We start from the raw sequence: 18,874 nt of genomic DNA on the forward strand, positions 1-18,874 counted from the left end.
CGGCGCGCTCGGGGCGGCTTCAGCGGCGCAGGACTTCGCGGACCGCGGCGACGCGCTCCGCAAAGTTGAAGCCGTACCGGCGGGCGCACGTCAACGCGCCCTCTGGCACGGGGACAGGCGTTCCGTCTGGCGCGTTGGTCCGGGCGTACGGTCCCCAGTGACAGCCGCCCTCAGCGAAGCCCGGCGTGGCGCGGGGCAACGGGACGATCGCCATGCCGAGCTGGGCGAAGTTGCTCAGCATCGCCAGCATCGCCAGATCAGCGCCGCCGCCCGCCCCGCCGTAGCCGCCGCCGGTGGCGAAGACGCCGCAATGCCGGTCGCTGAGATCGACCTGGCGCCACAGCGGGCCGCACTGCTGATCGATGAAACGCTTGGCCCGCCAATGCATCGCGCCCATGTGCACCGGACTGCCGAACAGCACGCCGTCGGCCTGAAGCACGTCCTCGCCGCACAGCGCGTCCACATCCGCCGCATGCACCGTGGTCGAGGGCGACTCGCGCGCGCCCTCCGCCAGCGCTTCGGCGAGGCGCGCGGTCGCCCCCTTGTCGCTTGCGTAGGCGATCAGAATGCGCGCCACGGCCTGCGCCCTCCCCTCACCCGCCGGCGCGGGGCGCGTCATGCACCAGACGAAAGCCGGTGATGCGGAATTGCGGCCCCGGATGCGGCCCGTGTCGGCGCGCGCCCCGACACAGATCTCCGCCCAACAGGAAGGAGCCGCCGCGCAAGATCGGATACCGCGGCCCCACCAGCTTGATCAGGTCGTCCGCGATGAACCGGCCGCCGGGATAGGGGGCGTACCGGCTGGCGGTCCATTCCTCGACATTGCCCGCCAGATCGACGACGCCGCACCAGGAGGGATTCCGGGCGAAGGCGTCGACCGGCGTCGTTTCGCCCCGCCCGCTCTCGACGGTGTTGCAGCAGGCGGGATCGAAGCGCTCGCCGAACGGATAGGCGCGGCCGTCGGGTCCGCGCGCCATCCACTCCCACTCCGCCTCCCGCGGCAGCCGCCAGGGCCGCCCGTCCCGCCCTTCCAGCCATCGCGCGAAGGCCTCCGCTTGGTCGAGCGTGACGCCCCAGACGGGGTGGTCGGCGGGCGCGTTGACCTGAAGCGATTCCGGCAGAGGCGTCGCCGTCTCGGCGCAGAAGTCGGCGAAGAGCGCGTTGTCGACCGGATAGACCATCGCCTCGAAACCGGCCACCAGAACCGGATGACGCGGATGCTCCTTCATGATCCAGTCGCGGAAATTCTCGGCGTAGGACGGATCGACCAGCCTGCCCGTCCAATCGGCGACGCACGCCTCAACCTCTTCAGCGGTGCTGCCGCGCTGAAGCCGCCCGCCAGGGACGCGCGCCGTGCGCGGCTCACTCATTGTAGCTGGAGCTCAGCAGGCGCTCGGTCACCGCACCGTGCGCGCTCAGCATTTCGCTATGGGGCCGAAAGCCGTGCAGGCGGCCGCTGCGCCCGTAGGTGAGGACCTCCAACGGATACGCCCCCTCGACCTCGTCCTCCAGGCACAGGACGCCTTTCGAGTAGTCTTCTTGGTCGGCCCCGAGATAGAGCCGCTCGCCGCTGGCGAAATCGCACAAACCGATCTGCGTCGTATAGCTGATGAAGATCAGATAGCCGTACCGCGCGCTCCAGCAGAAGTCCTCGATCGTATTGCCGACCGCGGTCACCCATTCCTCCGCGTGATCCTCCTCCAGCCGATACCGATACAACGAATCCTCCTGATTGTAGGCGAGCGTCCCCTCATCAAGCCATTGCACCCGCTTGACCCGCTTGCTGACGGGTCCCGGATGACGCTCCTCCAACGTGCGCGCGTCGAGCAGACGAATGCGGCCGTGACGCTCCCCCACCGCCAGCAGATCGCGGGCGGGATTGTACGCCAACGCCCAGAGCGGCATGTCGGCGGGCGAGCGCCACTGCGCCTCGACCGCCCCGCTCTCGCCATGCAGGCGCAGGGCCCGACCGTCTTCCAGGCAGACGAAAGCCGCCGTCCCGTCGGCGCTTACGGCCACGTCGCGCACGGCGCTCCCCAAGTCGGCGAGTTCGACGCACGGGCCGCCGTCCGTCGGCGCGCGCAACAGCTTGCCGGACGTCTGCGCCAGGAACAGGACGCCGTCTTCCGAAGCCGTCATCCGTTTGGTGTAGGACGCGCGCTCCGTCTTGCGCAGCACGGCCGTCGGGGTCAGGTGCAGCCGCTTCTCGTCCGGGTCGCCGCCGACGTGCAGGATCACGATTTCGTCGCCCTCCCCCGTCGCGGCGAGCCGGCCGTCCGGCAACCGACAGACGCTCCATAGGGGCGGCGGCGTGCGACGGGTCTTGGCGACCGGGCCGCCGGCGGCGAGATCCACCTTGTAGATCGCCCCGTCGAAACACTGCGCGTAGCCGACATCAGGCGCGTCGGGCAACGTCTTGAACCAGCGCATCTTGAAGGGCGCCTGGTAGACGACGCCTATGGGCGCGCATGTCTCCGGGTCGATTTCGTAGACGCGGCGATCGAACCCGACGGCGAAGGCACGCCCTGAGGTCTTGTTGAAATGCACATGCTCAAGGTCGTCCAAAGTGAAGACCGGCCCCGCGCGTTCGACCGAGCGCTGCATCATGTCGAAGCGCAGCACCCGTCGATCGTCGGTCGCGACGAGATAGCGGTTATCCCCCACCGCTTCGAACCAGTGCACGTTGTTGGAGCCGATGCGAACTTCCTCCAACGTCAGACCGTCGCGCGAGAAGACGACCAGGCCGAGCGCCCCCGTCGCCAGCACGTGCGATCTCGCATCCGGATAAAACGCCGTCGCGAAATCCTCCAAGCCGTGCAGCCGGGTGCAATGTATGAGCTCGAACCGATCGCCCCCATAGTCGAGTTCCAAGACCCCGGCGCTCGCCGACCGGGTCGCGAGCCGCGGCTCGGTCGGATGGAAGCAGAGGGCCTGGCTCTGGCTGTTGTTGCGCGGCACATCGACCACATCGTTCCAGGGGCGCAGGAGACGGGTCGAGAAGCGATCGATCAGCCGCGGCTGCGTCGGATCCTCGACGTCCACCAGGGCGATTTGGCTGTCCATTCCGCGTGTCGCGAGAAGGGGGCGGTTCGGATGCGCCGCCACGGCGTAGAGGTCTCCGAGATTCGTTTGCAGCCGCGCGATTTCGTGAAGCGCCGTCGGCTCGAACAGGGCGATCTCGCCCGACTGCAACCCGCCGACAAGAAAACGGCCGCCGGGATCGACGGCCATTGAGTTGATCTTGAAGGCGGTTGCGGTCATCGGAGCCGACCCCGCGACAGTGCGTTTTTCTTGAAAGGCCCCTGGGGCGCGCGCGCAGACTAGGCCGACACCTCCTTGATGTTGGCCATGATCTGGAAACCGCCCGGAAGACGGGTCTTCGCTTTGCCCTCGAACAGATCGACGCCGCCCATGACCTTCTGGTTGACCAGAGCGTTCAGGATGTAGCGGAAGGTATCGTCATCCACGTCCATGCCGAGGTCGTGACGCAAGCCCGTGAAGGCCACGTCCAGACGCTTCAGCGCCTCCGGATTGCTCTTCAACTCCTGCAGCGCCTTCGACGCCGCCTCCAAATTCGCCCGTGACATATCTCGAGTCCCCCTTGTGTGATTGAGTTTCGGATAAACGCTTTAGTAGGTACGCAGCTATTATAATATCTAAAGTGGCAAAAAGCGGAAGAGGGTTTCTGCGTCGCGCGGGTCCCGCAGGGGCGGGGCGGGCCGACGCCCGAGGCCCACGCACGAGGTCGCCGCGCCGTGAAGGCGGTTGAGCGAACGCGGCGACGATGACGAGAGGAGCGCTTCCGCTCCACGAAGACCTCGCAGGCGGCCGGGGCGCGGCGAGCGGACGATCCCAGTATACGGCCAAGCCACGCCCTCCGCCGACGCTTCGAAGGACGGGAGATCGACGCCCTCTTCGCCCGCGCTCGGGCGCGCAGGCTGAGCGCACGGCGCGCGGCGCCGTGTCGCTCAGTAGGAGATGCCCAGCGCCTCCTCGGGCGCCGTGTAATCGTAGCCGAGCGTCTCCGCGACCGCTTTATAGGTGATCGCCCCTTCGTGCACGTTCAAGCCGGCGCGCAGGTGTTTGTCCTCGGCCAACGCCTGACGATAGCCTTTGTCGGCGAGCGCCAGCGTAAAGGGGAGCGTTGCGTTGTTGAGCGCAAAGGTCGATGTGCGGGCCACTGCGCCCGGCATGTTGGCGACGCAGTAATGAACCACGCCTTCCTCGATATAGGTCGGCTCGGCGTGGGTCGTCGGACGCGAGGTCTCCAGGCAGCCGCCTTGGTCGATCGCAATGTCGACGACCACGGAGCCTTCCGGCATCGTCTTCAGCATCTCGCGGGTGATGAGCTTGGGCGCCGCCGCGCCGGGCACCAACACCGCGCCGATCACCAGATCCGCCTCCTGGACGCCCTTCTCGATGGCGTCGACTGTCGAATACAGCGTCTTGGCTCGGCCCTGGAACAGCTCGTCCAGCTCCGCCAGCCGGCTTGCGCGGCGTTCGAGGATGGTGACGTCCGCGCCCATGCCGACCGCCATGCGCGCCGCGTTCGCGCCGGAGACGCCGCCGCCGATGACCATGACCTTGGCCGGCGGCACGCCCGGCACGCCGCCCATCAGCACGCCGCGCCCGCCCTGAGCCTTCTCCAGGCAATGCGCGCCGGCCTGGGCGGCCATGCGGCCGGCCACCTCGCTCATCGGCGCCAGCAGCGGCAGGCCGCCGCGCGCGTCGCTCACCGTCTCGTAGGCGATGGCGATGGCGCCGCTTTCTTTCAGGCCTTTAGTCTGCTCGGGATCGGGCGCAAGGTGGAGATAGGTGAACAGCACTTGGCCCGCGCGCAGTTTGGCGCATTCGAAGGCTTGCGGCTCCTTGACCTTCACGATCATCTCGGCCTCCGCGAAAACGGCGTCGGCTCCGTCGACGATGCGCGCGCCCGCGGCCTCATAATCCGCGTCCGGCGCGCCGACGCCGCCGCCGGCCCCGGTCTCCACCATCACCTGATGGCCGTGATGGACCAATTCGCGCACGCTGGTGGGGGTCAGCCCCACCCGGTACTCGTGGTTCTTCACTTCCTTCGGCACGCCGACCAGCATCGCCTTCACCCCTTCTCTTCGGCTTGAAACCGGTTGTTGATTGCACAGACCAGTGTAAGCCTGCGGCCGGGGAATGTCCTTTCGTCCTGAGCGGACCAATCGGCTTGTTTTGCAGAAAATTTGCGTTGCAAGCGATGTATCCGCATATATCTTGCAAAAATGACCTTTGACGCCGCCGATATCCGCATCCTGGAGGCGATCCAGGATCACGCCCGCGCGACGCTGGCCGAGTTGGCGGAGCGTGTCGGCCTCTCCGCGTCGAGTTGCCAGCGCCGGCTGCAGCGTCTTGAGCAGGACGGCGTCGTGGAACGCTACACGGCGGTGTTGAACGAAGCGCGGCTCGGGTATCAGTCGAGCGTCTTCGTCAAGGTGACGCTCGCGTCGCAGACCGAAACCCACTTGAAGGCGTTCGAGGGCGCGGTCGCCGCCTGTCCGGGCGTCGTCGACTGCTTCCTGCTGGCGGGCGAGGCGGATTATCTGCTGCGCGTGGTTGTCGCCGACATGCGGGATTTCGAGCGCATCCACCAGCAGCACCTCTCGCGCTTGCCGCATGTTCAGCGCATCCAATCCAACGTCGCCTTGCGCCCCGTGGTGCATCGCACGGTGCCGATCCCGGGGAGCGCCCGCGCGGCGCTCGACGCTCCTCATTCGTAATCGGCGAGATCCCGCCCGAGGCGCCGGCACACGGCCGCGATCTGGTCGCGCTCGCCGGGCGCGTATTCTCCGTCGGCCCGACTGACGGCGAGGCAGACTTTGACCAAAAGATCCCCCGCCTCAGCGTCGTCCTTCATGCGCGCGACCGCATCCAGGGCGCGCTTTCGGCCTTTTGTCGGGTTTGCGGTCACGCCCTCGACATACTCGTTGAAGAGGTCGACGGCCTCATGCACGTCGAACAGCGCCAGCCGGTCTATCGCCTCCAGCACGTCGTCGACGCGGCTTTGTTCCGATAGCGAGACCTCGCCGTCCGCCATCGCCACGAGCGCGCACGCCGCCATCGCCGCGTCCAGGAACGGTTGCTGGCGATGGCGCTCCAACGTGTCGGCGATGGCTTGGCGCAACGTGTCGAACATAATGAGCGCGAGACCTTCGTCGCGGAACCGGACGGGCGAAGACCGATCATCGCCCGAAGCCCCGCCCGCGGTCAATTCGCCGCCGACGGAACGGGCGCCGTCGTTTTCGCGCTGGTCAAAGCCTCGAACTGGTGTAGCCTTTTTCTTCATCGAGGCGGTTCCCCGGAGACGGGGACGAAGAGGGAATTCGGTGCGGCCCGTCTGACGTCGGGCCTATGCCGAAGCTGCCCCCGCAACTGTAAGCGGCGAGCCTCGTCGCCCCAGCGCGCCACTGCGGCGTCCGCTCGGGTCCCGATCGCAACCGATCGAGGGACCGGCGGACCGCGGGAAGGCCGGCGACGAAGCCCTGACCCGCGAGCCAGGAGACCTGCCGCCTCCCAACCCTAGTCGACGACCGGGCGGGGTGCCCCGGGAGGAGGTTTTTATGGCGTATTTCGATTCGGCCCCTTCCTTCGCGACGCGGGGCAGCGCCGCGCGATCGCACGACGGCGACTCCATGCGGGCGCATGACGGAGACTCCCTGCGCGCGCATGACCGCGACTGGGCGCGGCTTGATCCCAGCGCTGCGCTGCGCGGGCTGCTGGCGCTCGACGATCCGCCGACGGGCCTCGCGGAGGACGCGTTGTTGGGCTGGCTGATCGCGCTGCCGGGCGGCGTCGACCCGGCCGACGCGGCGCGCGAGTTGGCCAAGCGGCCGGAGCTTTCCGCGAGCGGCGGCGAGGCGGCTCGGCTGCGCGACCTGCTGCGGGACGTCTCGCGCTACCCTGCGGCGGCGCTTTCGCGCGGACGCAGGCGACGCTAAGCTCATCGCCACGCCGCCGGGCGCAGGTCCGGCCGCAACGAGGACGAGCGGAGCGGATCATGCCATTCGTCAGGCGCGACGGCCGGGGCGCAGTGGTCGCCGTGGAGGCGCGGAAGTCGGAACGCTGCCCGCACTATATGGCGGCGGACGACCCTGAGCTTGCCGCCTTTCTCGAAGAGCTGGGCCTCGGCTCGGGCGCGCGCGATCCCCAGAATCTGCTGACGCAGAGCGATCTGGAAATGAGCCGGGTGTTGGAGGATCTGGTCGACCTTCTGATCCGCAAGGGCGTGCTGGACGCCGCCGAACTGCCAGCCACCGCGCGCGAAAAACTGACCCGCCGGCGCGAGCTTCGAGGCCACCTGAAATGGCTCGCAGAGATCGTGGGCGAGGACAAGGTGATTTGACGGAGGCGACCGGCGGCGCCGGCTTGGACGGACCCATGCTGGGCCGCGCGCTGTCGATCGCCGGCCTGACGGTCGACGGCTCGTCGAGCGCGTTGAGCGTTCTTGCGGGCCGCTTCATGCGCCTGAACGCCCACCAGAAGCGGCACTATGAGGCCAATTGGGCGGAACTGCTGAACCGGCTCGAACGGGTGCTCGACGCCGCGGCGAGTGCGGCGGACGTTCTGGCCGAGATGGACCCTCCGCCCGAAAGCGACGGTCTCGTCAGCGCCTTCATCCGACGTCAGAGCTTTCCGGTACGCATAGCGCCGGGCGCGTTTGTTCCCAAGCCGGGACATCTCGTCGTCGTTAGCGACGGACGTTATCGCCAGGCGCCGCGCGCCGCCTGCCGGGACGAACGCTATCGCGACGCCGTCGTCGCGGCGATCGACCCGCGTGTCGACGCCGTCGTCGAACTGGGCTGCGGCTGGGGGCGGAATCTCGCCGCGATCGCCGCGCGCCTGGGGCGGCCCGACCTGCACTATGTGGGCGCGGAACAATCGCACAGCGGCCGCCAGGCGGCCCAAGCCCTGATGGCGAAGCCCGGCGGCGGACGCTTCACGGCGGCCGCTTTCGACTTCTACGCACCCGACTTCTCCTTCTTGGAGGGGCTAAAAAATCCCGTGATCTTCAGCTGCGCGGCCGTCGAGCAAATCGCGTTTCTGCCGCCGTCTTTCCTGGTCGATCTCGCCAAGCGCGCGCCCGGATGCCGCCTCGTACTGTTCGAGCCGTTCGGCTGGCAGGCGGATGCGGCGTTGGCCCAGGCGACGCTCGGCCGCTGCTTGACCGCAGTGCGGGACAATGCGCCGCTTTCCGCGATCGCGGAGCGCTACCGCTTCGATCTGGACGACGCCGTCCTGAACGCGAACGCAAGCGTTTGGGCGCTTTGCTGCTGCTACAATATGAACCTCTTCTCACTGATCCGGCGCGGCGAGGCGGACGGCCTGTTCGCGATCGAAGAACTGGTTCTGAACCAGGCCGGCTCGAACCTCTTCAATCCCTACAGCCTCGCCGTATTGCGCATCGCCTCGGACGCGTGAGCGTCGGTTGCGCCGTCCGTCGCCCTCGTTTTATATGAAACGATCGAGAGGTCGAACGCCGAAGAGGGTCAGGATGGATCAAGCCGCTCCTTCCTCCGGGAAAGACGACGCGCTGGTGTTGGAGCGCTTCCTACCCTATCGCCTCGCCGTCTTGGCGCACACGGTGAGCGGCGCCTTGTCGACGATCTATCGCGATCGCTTCGACCTGACGATTCCGGAATGGCGGGTGCTGGCGAATCTCGGGCGGGAAGAGCCGAGTTCGTCCAATCGCTTGGCCGAGCGCGGCTCGATGGACAAGGCCAAGGTCAGCCGGGCGGTCGCCCGCCTGACGGAGGCCGGTCTCATCACCCGGGAGACCGATTCGCGCGATAATCGATTGATCGTCCTCAGGCTCTCGAAGCGCGGGCGAAGCGTCTATCAGCGCATCGCGCCGCTGGCGCTGGCCTGGGAAGCGGATCTGCTGGAGGGATTGGGCGATGAGGAGCGCGCGGCGCTCGACGCCGCGCTCGCCAAACTGCAGGCCCGGGCGGAAGCGCTGAAGGGCGAGGCCGGAGGGTGATCGGCCCCGCCGCAGTCCCGAAAATGGGGCTGGAGCGAACGGCGTCGCCATGGGCATCATAGCCGCGGTTCGCGCGCCGTTTCAGGATCACCGCCCCATGACTAAGAAAAGCACCAAGACGCCCTGGATGCCCGCCCCGGATTTCGGTCGCGGCCTGCCGCCCGGGCTCGGCCTAAATCTGCTGGTTCGCGACGTAGAAGCGTCGGTCGGCTTCGCCCAGCACGTCTTTCAGGCGGAGCCGGTCTATTGGGACGAGGATTTCGCCTTCCTGCGCCTGCCCGCGATCGGCGCTCAGTGGATGCTCCACGCCGACCACACCTATTCGGATCATCGGATGAGCGGCCTCGTGCGCTCCGTCCAGGGGCGGGGCGTCGGCGCGGAATTCCGGCTCTACGGGCTCGACCCTGACGTCTGCGAAGCGCGTGCGCGCGAATGGGGCTACACCGTCCTCGACGGGACGATCGACAAGCCCCACGGGCTGCGCGAGTGCTATCTGTTCGATCCGGACTGGTATCTTTGGGCGCCGTGCGTCCCGCTGGCGGCCGAGCCGCCGGGGTGAGCGCTACTCCGCCGGCGCGGCGACGCTCCGGCGCTCGGCGCGCACCCGGTTGGTCACCATCCGCTCATACAGCGCTGCGATCCGCCGGCTGCCCGTCTTGACGCAAGCGAAGGGAAGTAAGGCGTGAATCAGGCAGGCGAGGCCGGCCAAGAAGCACCCGCCGGCGAAGCTCAGCGCCTGCCCCATATGCTCGCCGTAGCTTTCTCCGACGCTCGCCGGGTGCTCGGTGAACAACCGCTTGAGATCGGTCATGGCGCGCTCTCCTCTCTCGCTCTCAGGATGACGCGACCAGCCTAATGCGATCGGCGGGACAAATCTTTGCGAACATCGCGCCGATCCTGGATGGTCTTAGAAAAAGATTTTATAATAAAAGCGTTTACTGGTATGCTATCGCACCCCTGCCCCGAAAGAAGAAACAGTGGACGCAATCGACCGACGGATTCTGGCCGAACTGCAGCGCGACGCCGCGCTGTCGATGAGCGAGTTGGCGGAGCGCGTCGGCCTGTCCACCACGCCCTGCTGGCGTCGGGTCAAAGCCTTGGAGGAAAGGGGCGTGATCCGGGGACGGGTGGCGGTGTTGGATCCGTCCAAGATCGGTCTGGGGGTCACGGTGTTCGTCGCCGTTCGCACGGCCCACCACAACGCCGACTGGCTATCGCGTTTCGCGGAGGCCGTGAAGCAGTTTCCCGAGGTCGTGGAGTTCTACCGCATGTCGGGCGAGATCGACTACATGCTGAAGGTCGCGATCCCGGACATCCCGGCGTTCGACCGCTTCTATAAGCGCCTGATCGCCTCGGTCGACATGACAGACGTCTCCTCGTCCTTCGCGATGGAGGAGATCAAGAACACGACGGAACTGCCGCTCGACTATTTGACGTAAGCGGGAGCCGCGTCTTTTCACGTCCCGACGCGCCGCCTATGTCTTAAGCTCAGCGACGCCGACGAGACGCGCCGCGCGACGAACAAGAGGAGCGAGCTTATGGGCGACATGATCAAGATCGACTGTCCGGACGGCCATCAGGTCGACGGCTATCTGGCGGAAGCCGACGCGCCCAAAGGCGGCGTCATCGTCATCCAGGAATGGTGGGGGCTGAACGACCAGATCAAGCGCACGGCCGAGCGGTTCGCCGCCGCAGGCTACACGGCGCTCGCGCCCGACCTCTATGAAGGCCGCATCGCCGGCGACGCCGATGAGGCCAACCACATCATGAGCAATCTCGACTGGGGCGGCGCGGTCACGCAGGAGGTGCGCGGCGCCGCCCAGGCGCTCAAGGCCAAGGGCCTGAAGGTTTGCGTCATGGGCTTTTGCATGGGTGGGGCGCTCACCATCATTTCGGGCGTGAAGCTGGACGAATGCGATGTCGCCGTCTGCTTCTACGGCATCCCGCCGAAGGAGCAGGCCGACCCCGCGCAGATTCGGGTCCCCTTCCAAGGCCATTTCGCAACGCAGGACGATTGGTGCACGCCCGAGGCCGTCGGCCAATTGGAGGCGGAGTTGAAGCAGGCGCCGGCGCCGGTGGCGGAATTGCACCGCTACGAAGCGCAGCACGCCTTCTTCAACGATCAGGTCGAGGCCTACGACAAGAACGCCGCTGAGACCAGCTGGGGCCGCACCATCGACTTCCTGGAGAGGCATCTGGCGACCTAGACGCACGGCGAAAAAAACGCCGCGTCGACAGAAGCGCGGCGACGGCCTATAGAAGCCGGCATGAAACCCTACCGATTCAACCAGGGCGCGGGGCCGGTGCTGGTCAGCATCCCCCATGCCGGCTTGGCCGTTCCCGACGAAATTCTGGCGCGCTTCACCCCCGAAGCGCGCCGGCTTCCCGATACCGACTGGCATGTCGACCGGTTGTACGACTTCGCCGCCGATCTCGGCTGCTCGGCGCTGGCGGCGAACTATTCGCGTTATGTGGTCGATCTCAACCGACCGCCGGACGACGAAAATCTCTATCCGGGCCAGAACACCACCGGCCTCATTCCCATCGACACCTTCGACAAGCGGCCGATCTATATCGACGACTGCGGCCCCGACATGGCGGAGACCTTCGCGCGCGTCGACGGCTTCTGGACGCCCTATCACGAGGCCCTTCAGGCGGAGATGACGCGCCTCGTCGGCGTCCACGGCTTTGCGGTCCTGTGGGAGGCGCATTCAATCCGCTCTCGCGTGCCGCGACTCTTTGAGGGCAGGCTGCCCGACCTCAACTTCGGGACGGCGGGCGGCGGCGCCTGCGACCCGGGCCTCGCCAAAGCGCTGGCCGCGACGGCGGAGGAGGCCGGCGGCGCGTTCACGCAGGTCTGGAACGGGCGCTTCAAGGGCGGCTACACCACGCGTCAATACGGCCGCCCCGCGCAGGGCTGGCACGCGGTGCAGTTGGAGCTGACCCAGGACCTCTACATGGACGAAGCGCCGCCCTTCCCCTACCAGCCGGCAAAGGCGGAGCGGCTGCGTCCGGTCCTGCGTGCGCTCCTGGAGACGGCGCAGGCCTGGCGCCCCTGACGCTTAGCGCGGACTCCGCGAGATCTCGGGGTCAAGCCCGGGCTTGACGCTCCTTCTCTTCCCGCATCCAAGAAAATCCTTGGCCCTTATGGCCGAGCTTCACCCGGCCGTCCTCACGATGCGCGCCTCCTCTCTATTCCGTCGTCGCGACCACTCGGAATCCGACGTCGTAGGCCTCATGGGTCAGCCGGCCCGACGCGCGGTAGCTGGGGGTCGAGACGGTGCGGTCGAAGTACCAGCTGCCGCCCTTTCGCACGCGCGCGCGGCAGTCTTGCGCCGCCTCGGCGGCGTGGCTCGGCCGCCAGCAGTCGCGCGTCCATTCCATCACGTTGCCCAGCATATCGTGGAGGCCGAAGCCGTTCGGCGGCAACGATCCGACCGGCAGCGTGCGCCCGGGCGCCGCCGACAGACACCCGTCGCAGTTGGCGATCCCCGCGCCGGTCGACGGGGCCGGCGCGCCGCCCAACGCGGCGTACTCCCACTCCCGCTCGCTGGGCAGACGGTAGGCGCGGCCGGTGCGCGCCGCCAACCAATCGGCATAGGCCTGCGCCTCGTCGAAAGTGACGTAGATCGCCGGCCGGTCCGCGCGGCCCCAGTCGCGATCCCACGGGATCTCCGCGCAGCCGCCGTCGTCGACGCAGGCCTGATACTGATCGAAGGTCGTCTCGGTTCGGGCGATGGCGAAGGGCGCGTCGATCGCAGCCGGCGTGGCGGGCGCCTCCGCACGCCGCCCGCCCTGCTTGCCCAGGATGAACGTCCCGGGCGGCAGGACGACCATCTCCGGGCAGTCGGCGCAATCGCGGAAGCGCTCCCCGGGCGGGGGCAGCGCCTCTTCCGCCGCGGCCGCGCCGAGGGCGGCCAACGTCAGCAAGGCCGCGAGCGCCGACGCCTTCATCGCACTACGAGCCCGCCGCGCACAACGCCCGCGCACGGATCGCCCCCCAGCCTGTAGGCGAGCGTCGCCGGCGTCTCGATATCCCACAGCACGAAATCCGCGCGCTTTCCGACGCGCAGGCTGCCGCACTCTTGGTCGAGCCCCAGCGCCTTCGCGCCGTTCAGCGTCACGCCCGCCAGCGCCTCTTCCGGCGTCATGCGGAAGAGCGTGCAGGCCATGTTGAGCACGAGCCGCAGCGAGGTGATCGGCGAGGAGCCCGGATTGACGTCGCTCGCCAGCGCCATCGGGACCTTGTGCGCGCGGAAGGCCGTCATCGGGGGCAGTTGGGTTTCGCGCAGGGTGTAGAAGGCGCCCGGCAACAGCACGGCGACGGTCCCGGCCTGCGCCATTGCAGCGACGCCCGCCTCGGTCGTGTATTCCAGATGATCGGCGCTGAGCGCCCCGTATTCCGCCGCCAGCGCCGCCCCGCCCAGATCGGAGAGCTGGTCGGCGTGCAGCTTGACGGGCAGCCCGGCGGCCTTGGCGGCGTCAAAGACGCGCCGCGTCTGATCCGGCGAAAAGGCGATCGTCTCGCAGAAGGCGTCGACCGCGTCGGCCAGGCCTTCAGCGATGACGCGGGGCAACTGCTCCTCGATCACCTGGTCGATATAGCCGTCGGCGTCCTGCTTGAAGGCGGCCGGCAGCGCGTGCGCGCCAAGAAAGGTCGTCCTCACCGTCACCGGCCGGCTTTCCCCCAACGCCCGCGCGACGCGCAGCATCTTGGCCTCGTTCTCGGGATCGAGGCCGTAGCCGGACTTGATCTCGACCGTGGTGACGCCCTCGGCCAACAGATCGTCGAGGCGCGCGCCCGCGCTCTCCAGCAGCGCGGACTCGTCCGCCGCGCGCGTCGCCTCGACGGTGGAGACGATGCCGCCGCCGGCCTCGGCGATCTCCTCGTAGCTCGCTCCTTCCAGGCGCAGTTCGAATTCCCGCGCTCGGTCGCCGCCGTAAACCAGGTGGGTGTGGCAGTCGACCAGCCCAGGCGTGATCCAGCGCCCGCCGGCGTCGCGCACCTGAGAGGCCAGCGCCTCGGGCGCGTCGGGCAGATTGGCCCGCGGTCCCACCCAGGCGATGCGCCCGGCCTCGACCGCCAGCGCGCCGTCCTCGATCGCGCCGTAAGGGCGCGAGGACGGCTCCATCGTCGCCAGATCCGCGTTCAGCCAAAGTTGATCCCACATCGCGCACCCACCTTTCCCGCCCGTCCCGATCGGCTTGCGTCTTCCGAGCGGCCGGGTCAGTTTTCCTGTCCTTCAGCAAGCCACAAGCGCCGCCGCCGCGCCAGCCCCGCCACCCGATCCGGAGCGATTGCATGTCCGAACTCTTCGTCCCCTGCGTTCTGACCCCTGAGGGGTGGGTCGATCGGGCCCTTATCCGCTGGGACGCGCAGGGGCGCATCGGTGCGATCGAACCGAACGCCGAGCCCGGCCGCGCGCCGCGCGCCGTCGGCCCCGTCGTGCCGGGTCTCGTCAATTTGCACAGCCACAGCTTCCAGCGCGCCATGGCCGGTCGGGCCGAAGAGCGCACGGACGGCGGCGGCGACGATTTCTGGGGCTGGCGGGAGACGATGTATCGCCTGGCTCAGACCTTGCAACCGGAAGACGCCTCGGCGATCGCCCGGCAGTTGGCCGTCGAATGTTTGCGCCGCGGTTTCACCGGGGTCTGCGAGTTCCATTACTTGCATCATAATCCGGACGGTCGGCCCTACGACGATCCGGCGGCGATGAGTAAGGCGGTGATCGACGGCCTGCGCGAAGCGGGGATCGCGGTCGCGCATCTGCCGGTGCTATACGCGACCGGCGGCTTCCAAGACGCCCCGTTGGCCGACCGTCAGCGCCGCTTCAAGACCGACCCGCAGAGCCTGTTGGCGATCGTCGAGACCCTTCGGGCGGCTTACGCGCACGACCCGTCGGTGCGCATCGGGATCGCGCCGCATAGCGTGCGCGCCGCACCGACGCCGATGATAAAGGAGGCGGTTGAGGGCCTGCGCGCGATGGACGGCGACGCGCCGATCCACATCCATGTCGCCGAGCAGGTTAAGGAGGTCGAGGACTGCCTGGCCGCCACCGGCTCTCGTCCGCTCGCGCTGCTGGCGGAGCGGGTCGGCCTCGACCCTCGCTGGTGCGCCGTGCACGCCACGCATCTGGACGCGGCGGAGGTGCGTTTGTTGGCGGCCAGCGGCGCGGTCGCAGGCCTGTGCCCCGCGACGGAGGCCAATCTGGGGGACGGGCTTTTCCCGCTGTCGGCCTATCTGGCGGCGGGCGGGCGCTTCGGCGTCGGCACGGACAGTCACGTCATGCGCGACCCGGCGCGCGAATTGGCGCTGCTGGAATACGGCCAGCGACTGGTGGAGCGCCGCCGCCTGATCGCGCCCCGACCGGCGCGCCCGTCCGCCGGGGCCGCGCTGTTCGCCGCCGCGGCCGAAGGCGGCGCACAGGCGGCCGGACGCGCGTGCGGGCGGATCGAGGTCGGGGCGGAGGCGGATCTGGTCGTCCTCGACGGCGCGCATCCCGACATCGCAGAGCGAACGGGCGACGCGATCCTGGACGGCTGGCTGTTCGCCGCAGAAGGGACGCCGGTCTGGGACGTCTATGTCTCCGGCAAGCGGGTCATATCGGGCCGGCGCCACGCGCTCGGCGTCGACGCCAGCGCGGATTACCGCACGACGCTGACGAAGCTGTTCGGCTAACGCCGGCGCGACGCGGCGGCTATTCGCCCATCTCGTGGCCGGGTTTCCATTGCGTCGGCCACGGCTCCCCCAGATCGGCGAGCGCGACGGCGAGCTCCGAGACCTCAAGCCGAATCGCGCGATCGTCGGCGAACTGCAAGTGGACGGCTGCGGGTTTGTCGCCGTCGGCCTCCGCATAGGCGATCGCCAGCAGATCCAGCAGGCGGTCCTTGTCGCCCTGCGGGTCGACGCCCTTGCGCCGGACCGCGGTGACATGGCCGACGCGCAGGCCCGCATGGGTGCGCTGATAGGGCGGCCCGTCGCCCGCCGTCTCCCAACGGAAGCGGTTGAGCGCCAACGCGAACGTCCCCTCGTCCGGCAGATAGGTCATATCCACGGGCGGCACGATCGCATCCTGCACCATTGAGGAAATCACCGAGAGATCCTCGAGATCGCGGGCGACGAGCTTGAGCGGGCCGGTGTCTTTCGCGCCGGTCGTCATGGGTGGTGATCGGGCCTTTCCATCGGATCGAGAAACGGCGTGGTTCAGAGCGTCGAACTATAACGCCGCAGGCGGACGCGTCCAGATCAGCGCGACACGCGCTCGATCTGCGCGCCGCAGGCGGCGAGCTTGTGCTCCAGACGCTCGTAACCGCGATCCAGGTGGTAGACGCGGTTGACGATCGTCTCGCCCTCCGCCACCAGCCCCGCGATCACCAGCGAGACCGAGGCGCGCAGATCGGTCGCCATCACCTCCGCCCCCGTCAGGCGCCGCACGCCGCGCACCATCGCCGAGCGGCTGTGGAGATTGATGTTCGCCCCCATGCGGGTCAATTCGGGCACGTGCATGAAGCGGTTCTCGAAGATCGATTCCGTGATCATCGAGGCGCCCTCGGCGCGGGTCAGCATCGCCATCATCTGCGCCTGCAGATCGGTCGGGAATCCGGGATAGGGCTCGGTCATCACGTCGACGCCGACGACGCGCGGGCAGCGTACGCGTACGCGGTCCGGCTCGACGTCGAGCACGGCGCCGGCCTGCCCCATGGTGCGAAAGACTTGCTCCAGCATGTCGGGTCGCGCGCCGAGCAGCGTCACGTCGCCGCCGGTCGCCGCGGCGGCCATCGCGAGGCTGCCGGTCTCGATCCGATCGGGCGGCACCTCGTGATCGGCGCCGTGAAGCGCCTCCACTCCGTCGATCGTCAGCGTGTCGGTGCCGATCCCCTCGATTTTGGCGCCCATGGCGACGAGACACTCGGCGAGGTCGCTGACTTCCGGCTCGCGCGCCGCGTTTCTGAGCCGCGTCGTCCCCTTGGCCAGCGCCGCCGCGGTCAGCAGATTTTCGGTCGCGCCGACCGAGACGAAGGGAAAGACGACGTCGGCCCCGATCAGCCCGTTCGGCGCCGTGGCGACGATATAACCCTGATTGAGCTCGATCTCGGCGCCCAACTGCTCCAACCCCTTGAGGTGGAGGTCGACGGGCCGGGTGCCGATGGCGCAGCCGCCGGGCAGCGAGACCCGCGCCCGCCCGAAGCGCGCCAACAGCGGACCGAGCACCAGCACCGAGGCGCGCATCTTGCGAACGATGTCGTAGGGCGCGGTGGTGTTGTCGACGCCGGCCGCGTTCAGCGTCGCGACCCGGCCGGAGACGCCGTCCGCCGGCTCCGCCAGATCGATCGCGACGCCATGCTGCGCCAGCAGCTGGCCCATCGTCGCGATGTCGGCCAACCGCGGCATGTTGCGCAGGACGAGCGGCTTGTCGGTCAGCAGCGCCGCCGCCATCAGCGGCAGGGCGGCGTTCTTCGCGCCGCCGATGCGGATCTCGCCCTTCAGCGGCCGGCCGCCCTGGATGCGAATGCTATCCATCCCGGCGGTCTCCGCGCGCTCGCGCTCCATCAAGGCGGATAGATCGTGCGGCGTCATGAAAGGCGCTCCAATTGAAACGACGGAAGGGGGACGGGCGGGATCGAGCGAGCATTCTCTTGTCTAGGCCGGTGAGCCTCGATCAACAAGAGGGCGAAATCATGACCCTGAGGCGGAAGGGTTTTGCCCGCCGCCGGCCTCCGGGGCCGAGGCGGACTCCTGCGAATCGCCCGGAGGAGAGGCGGCGTCTGCGTCGCGGCGCGCGCGCTTTTGGGCCTTTCGACGGGCGAGATTCTCACGCAGCTTCGCCGCCAGCGTTTCCTGGCGGCGTCGGGCTTGATCGTCTACGGACGCGGGGCTCATGAGTGCGGTGGTAGCCCGGGGCGGACGCGCCCGTCAATCCGCCTCAAAAACCCGAGCCGGCGCGCTTGCAGGGCGCGAACGCCTGTGGCATACACCGCGCGCACCGACGGGGACGGCCCGATTTTCCGCCGTCCGCCGCTCTGGGCTGCAGTAGCTCCAGCGGTAGAGCGCGCCCTTGGTAAGGGCGAGGTCGGCGGTTCGAATCCGCCCTGCAGCACCATTCTTCAGATCTATTCTCCGCTCCCGGTCGAAACGACCGACCGAAAAAGACGGATCCGGCCGCTCTCTTCGGCTCGGCGCAGCGCGGGGCCGCGCCCCGGCCCCGGCCCAAGCGCGCGCCTTGAAACCGCCCTGATTCTTTCCGGAGGGCGCCCTTCCCTTCCCTTAACCTTCGCACAATATTAACCTCTGACAGACAAGCTAAGCCGTCGGCGGCGTCACGCTGGTCCGCCGACCGGCCCATCGCCAAGCTCCGGGGCGCGCGGCGGATGCGTTCGCCGGGCTTCACGCGCCACGCATCCTTTTCGGGTAGGTCATGAGGCAGGATCGCAGCGATCGACAGGATTTCCGCCGGCCCGCAGCGCCGGCCCCCGCTCCGCTGATCAAGGCGGACGACGGCGACGACGACGTCGGCGCGCCCAAAGGCCCGGGCGGCGCGGTCGTCACCAAAACCAAACCGAAGACCAAAAAGCCCAGCATGTACAAGGTGCTGATGCTGAACGACGACTACACGCCGATGGAGTTCGTCGTCTATGTGCTGGAGCGGTTTTTCGGCAAGAGCCGCGACCAGGCGACTCAGATTATGCTGCACGTCCACCATCGCGGCGTGGGCGTGTGCGGCGTCTACACCTACGAGGTGGCCGAGACCAAGGTCACGCAGGTGATGGACACCGCGCGCAAGGAAGGCCACCCGCTGCAATGCACGCTCGAGAAGGATGCGTGACGCGGCGGCGGGCGACGATCGATCCGGCGACGCCCTTGCGGCGGAC

The 18,874-nt window shown here is 68.2% G+C and carries 22 protein-coding genes, 1 tRNA gene and 1 riboswitch; of the genes, 12 read left to right on the forward strand and 11 right to left on the reverse strand.

Annotation, left to right across the window (positions count from 1 at the left end; genetic code table 11):
• Positions 1 to 19: 19 nt before the first annotated feature.
• The 5 genes from RIB45_RS09275 to ald form a co-directional block, all read right to left on the reverse strand.
• A complete protein-coding gene (locus RIB45_RS09275) occupies positions 20 to 619 on the reverse strand; it encodes a flavodoxin family protein (protein ID WP_350049980.1) in 600 nt (199 codons plus the stop codon).
• Positions 594 to 1,370, reverse strand: a complete 777-nt coding sequence (locus RIB45_RS09280; protein WP_350049981.1) for a formylglycine-generating enzyme family protein — start codon at positions 1,368 to 1,370, stop codon at positions 594 to 596. Before RIB45_RS09280 ends, RIB45_RS09275 begins: the two co-directional genes overlap by 26 nt.
• Positions 1,363 to 3,261: a WD40 repeat domain-containing protein gene (locus RIB45_RS09285; RefSeq protein ID WP_350049982.1), complete on the reverse strand. Its 1,899-nt coding sequence runs from the start codon at positions 3,259 to 3,261 to the stop codon at positions 1,363 to 1,365. The genes RIB45_RS09280 and RIB45_RS09285 overlap by 8 nt, the downstream gene beginning before the upstream one ends.
• Positions 3,262 to 3,320: 59 nt before the next feature.
• Positions 3,321 to 3,587 (reverse strand): hypothetical protein, encoded by a 267-nt coding sequence (locus RIB45_RS09290; RefSeq protein WP_350049983.1) that lies wholly within the window; start codon positions 3,585 to 3,587, stop codon positions 3,321 to 3,323.
• Positions 3,588 to 3,968: 381 nt separating this feature from the next.
• The gene (gene ald, locus RIB45_RS09295; RefSeq protein ID WP_350050126.1) at positions 3,969 to 5,093 is read right to left on the reverse strand and encodes an alanine dehydrogenase; all 1,125 of its coding nucleotides are present in this window, start codon (positions 5,091 to 5,093) and stop codon (positions 3,969 to 3,971) included.
• A 159-nt stretch (positions 5,094 to 5,252) separates the two neighbouring features.
• On the opposite strand from ald, the gene RIB45_RS09300 reads away from it, so the two are divergent.
• Positions 5,253 to 5,747 carry an Lrp/AsnC family transcriptional regulator gene (locus RIB45_RS09300; protein ID WP_350049984.1) on the forward strand — a complete coding sequence of 165 codons (495 nt, stop codon included), beginning with the start codon at positions 5,253 to 5,255 and terminating at the stop codon, positions 5,745 to 5,747.
• On the opposite strand, the gene RIB45_RS09305 is transcribed toward RIB45_RS09300, so the two are convergent.
• Positions 5,738 to 6,163: a TerB family tellurite resistance protein gene (locus RIB45_RS09305; protein ID WP_350049985.1), complete on the reverse strand. Its 426-nt coding sequence runs from the start codon at positions 6,161 to 6,163 to the stop codon at positions 5,738 to 5,740. The genes RIB45_RS09300 and RIB45_RS09305 overlap by 10 nt on opposite strands.
• A gap of 138 nt (positions 6,164 to 6,301) precedes the next feature.
• Positions 6,302 to 6,552: riboswitch (cobalamin riboswitch) on the forward strand.
• Between the two features lie 35 nt (positions 6,553 to 6,587).
• Between RIB45_RS09305 and RIB45_RS09310 the strand changes: the two genes are divergently transcribed.
• The 5 genes from RIB45_RS09310 (at position 6,588) to RIB45_RS09330 (ending at position 9,563) form a co-directional block, all read left to right on the forward strand.
• Positions 6,588 to 6,965, forward strand: a complete 378-nt coding sequence (locus tag RIB45_RS09310) for a hypothetical protein (protein WP_350049986.1) — start codon at positions 6,588 to 6,590, stop codon at positions 6,963 to 6,965.
• A 59-nt stretch (positions 6,966 to 7,024) separates the two neighbouring features.
• Positions 7,025 to 7,369 carry a hypothetical protein gene (locus tag RIB45_RS09315; RefSeq protein WP_350049987.1) on the forward strand — a complete coding sequence of 115 codons (345 nt, stop codon included), beginning with the start codon at positions 7,025 to 7,027 and terminating at the stop codon, positions 7,367 to 7,369.
• The gene (locus RIB45_RS09320; RefSeq protein WP_350049988.1) at positions 7,366 to 8,445 is read left to right on the forward strand and encodes a class I SAM-dependent methyltransferase; all 1,080 of its coding nucleotides are present in this window, start codon (positions 7,366 to 7,368) and stop codon (positions 8,443 to 8,445) included. Before RIB45_RS09315 ends, RIB45_RS09320 begins: the two co-directional genes overlap by 4 nt.
• A gap of 73 nt (positions 8,446 to 8,518) precedes the next feature.
• Positions 8,519 to 9,004, forward strand: a complete 486-nt coding sequence (locus tag RIB45_RS09325) for a MarR family winged helix-turn-helix transcriptional regulator (protein WP_350049989.1) — start codon at positions 8,519 to 8,521, stop codon at positions 9,002 to 9,004.
• Between the two features lie 97 nt (positions 9,005 to 9,101).
• Positions 9,102 to 9,563 carry a VOC family protein gene (locus RIB45_RS09330; protein ID WP_350049990.1) on the forward strand — a complete coding sequence of 154 codons (462 nt, stop codon included), beginning with the start codon at positions 9,102 to 9,104 and terminating at the stop codon, positions 9,561 to 9,563.
• A 3-nt stretch (positions 9,564 to 9,566) separates the two neighbouring features.
• Here the strand turns inward: RIB45_RS09330 and RIB45_RS09335 are convergent, their stop codons facing one another.
• Positions 9,567 to 9,815 (reverse strand): DUF6356 family protein, encoded by a 249-nt coding sequence (locus RIB45_RS09335; protein WP_350049991.1) that lies wholly within the window; start codon positions 9,813 to 9,815, stop codon positions 9,567 to 9,569.
• Positions 9,816 to 9,981: 166 nt separating this feature from the next.
• Here RIB45_RS09335 and RIB45_RS09340 point away from each other — a divergent pair, with 166 nt between their 5' ends.
• The 3 genes from RIB45_RS09340 to hutG all read left to right on the forward strand — a co-directional run bounded on the left by RIB45_RS09340 (position 9,982) and on the right by hutG (position 12,063).
• A complete protein-coding gene (locus RIB45_RS09340) occupies positions 9,982 to 10,443 on the forward strand; it encodes an Lrp/AsnC family transcriptional regulator (RefSeq protein WP_350049992.1) in 462 nt (153 codons plus the stop codon).
• A gap of 99 nt (positions 10,444 to 10,542) precedes the next feature.
• Positions 10,543 to 11,211: a dienelactone hydrolase family protein gene (locus RIB45_RS09345; RefSeq protein ID WP_350049993.1), complete on the forward strand. Its 669-nt coding sequence runs from the start codon at positions 10,543 to 10,545 to the stop codon at positions 11,209 to 11,211.
• 60 nt (positions 11,212 to 11,271) lie between these two features.
• Entirely contained in the window at positions 11,272 to 12,063 is a 792-nt protein-coding gene (gene hutG / locus RIB45_RS09350; RefSeq protein ID WP_350049994.1) for an N-formylglutamate deformylase, read from the forward strand.
• A gap of 133 nt (positions 12,064 to 12,196) precedes the next feature.
• Here hutG and RIB45_RS09355 read toward each other — a convergent pair whose 3' ends face one another.
• The gene (locus RIB45_RS09355) at positions 12,197 to 12,958 is read right to left on the reverse strand and encodes a formylglycine-generating enzyme family protein (protein WP_350049995.1); all 762 of its coding nucleotides are present in this window, start codon (positions 12,956 to 12,958) and stop codon (positions 12,197 to 12,199) included.
• A complete protein-coding gene (gene hutI / locus RIB45_RS09360) occupies positions 12,955 to 14,175 on the reverse strand; it encodes an imidazolonepropionase (protein WP_350049996.1) in 1,221 nt (406 codons plus the stop codon). The genes RIB45_RS09355 and hutI overlap by 4 nt, the downstream gene beginning before the upstream one ends.
• A gap of 131 nt (positions 14,176 to 14,306) precedes the next feature.
• Between hutI and RIB45_RS09365 the strand changes: the two genes are divergently transcribed.
• Entirely contained in the window at positions 14,307 to 15,683 is a 1,377-nt protein-coding gene (locus RIB45_RS09365; RefSeq protein WP_350049997.1) for a formimidoylglutamate deiminase, read from the forward strand.
• A gap of 19 nt (positions 15,684 to 15,702) precedes the next feature.
• Here the strand turns inward: RIB45_RS09365 and RIB45_RS09370 are convergent, their stop codons facing one another.
• On the reverse strand, positions 15,703 to 16,164 hold the full coding sequence (locus tag RIB45_RS09370) for a DUF2948 family protein (RefSeq protein ID WP_350049998.1): 462 nt from the start codon (positions 16,162 to 16,164) through the stop codon (positions 15,703 to 15,705).
• An 86-nt stretch (positions 16,165 to 16,250) separates the two neighbouring features.
• Entirely contained in the window at positions 16,251 to 17,525 is a 1,275-nt protein-coding gene (gene murA, locus RIB45_RS09375; protein WP_350050127.1) for a UDP-N-acetylglucosamine 1-carboxyvinyltransferase, read from the reverse strand.
• 504 nt (positions 17,526 to 18,029) lie between these two features.
• Between murA and RIB45_RS09380 the strand changes: the two genes are divergently transcribed.
• Positions 18,030 to 18,105: transfer RNA gene (locus RIB45_RS09380), tRNA-Thr, on the forward strand.
• Between the two features lie 315 nt (positions 18,106 to 18,420).
• Complete coding sequence (gene clpS / locus RIB45_RS09385; RefSeq protein WP_350049999.1) at positions 18,421 to 18,828, forward strand: ATP-dependent Clp protease adapter ClpS; 408 nt, start codon at positions 18,421 to 18,423, stop codon at positions 18,826 to 18,828.
• Positions 18,829 to 18,874: the final 46 nt, after the last annotated feature.

It is taken from the genome of Marivibrio sp. (assembly GCF_040218065.1).
GTDB lineage: Bacteria > Pseudomonadota > Alphaproteobacteria > UBA8366 > Aestuariispiraceae > Marivibrio.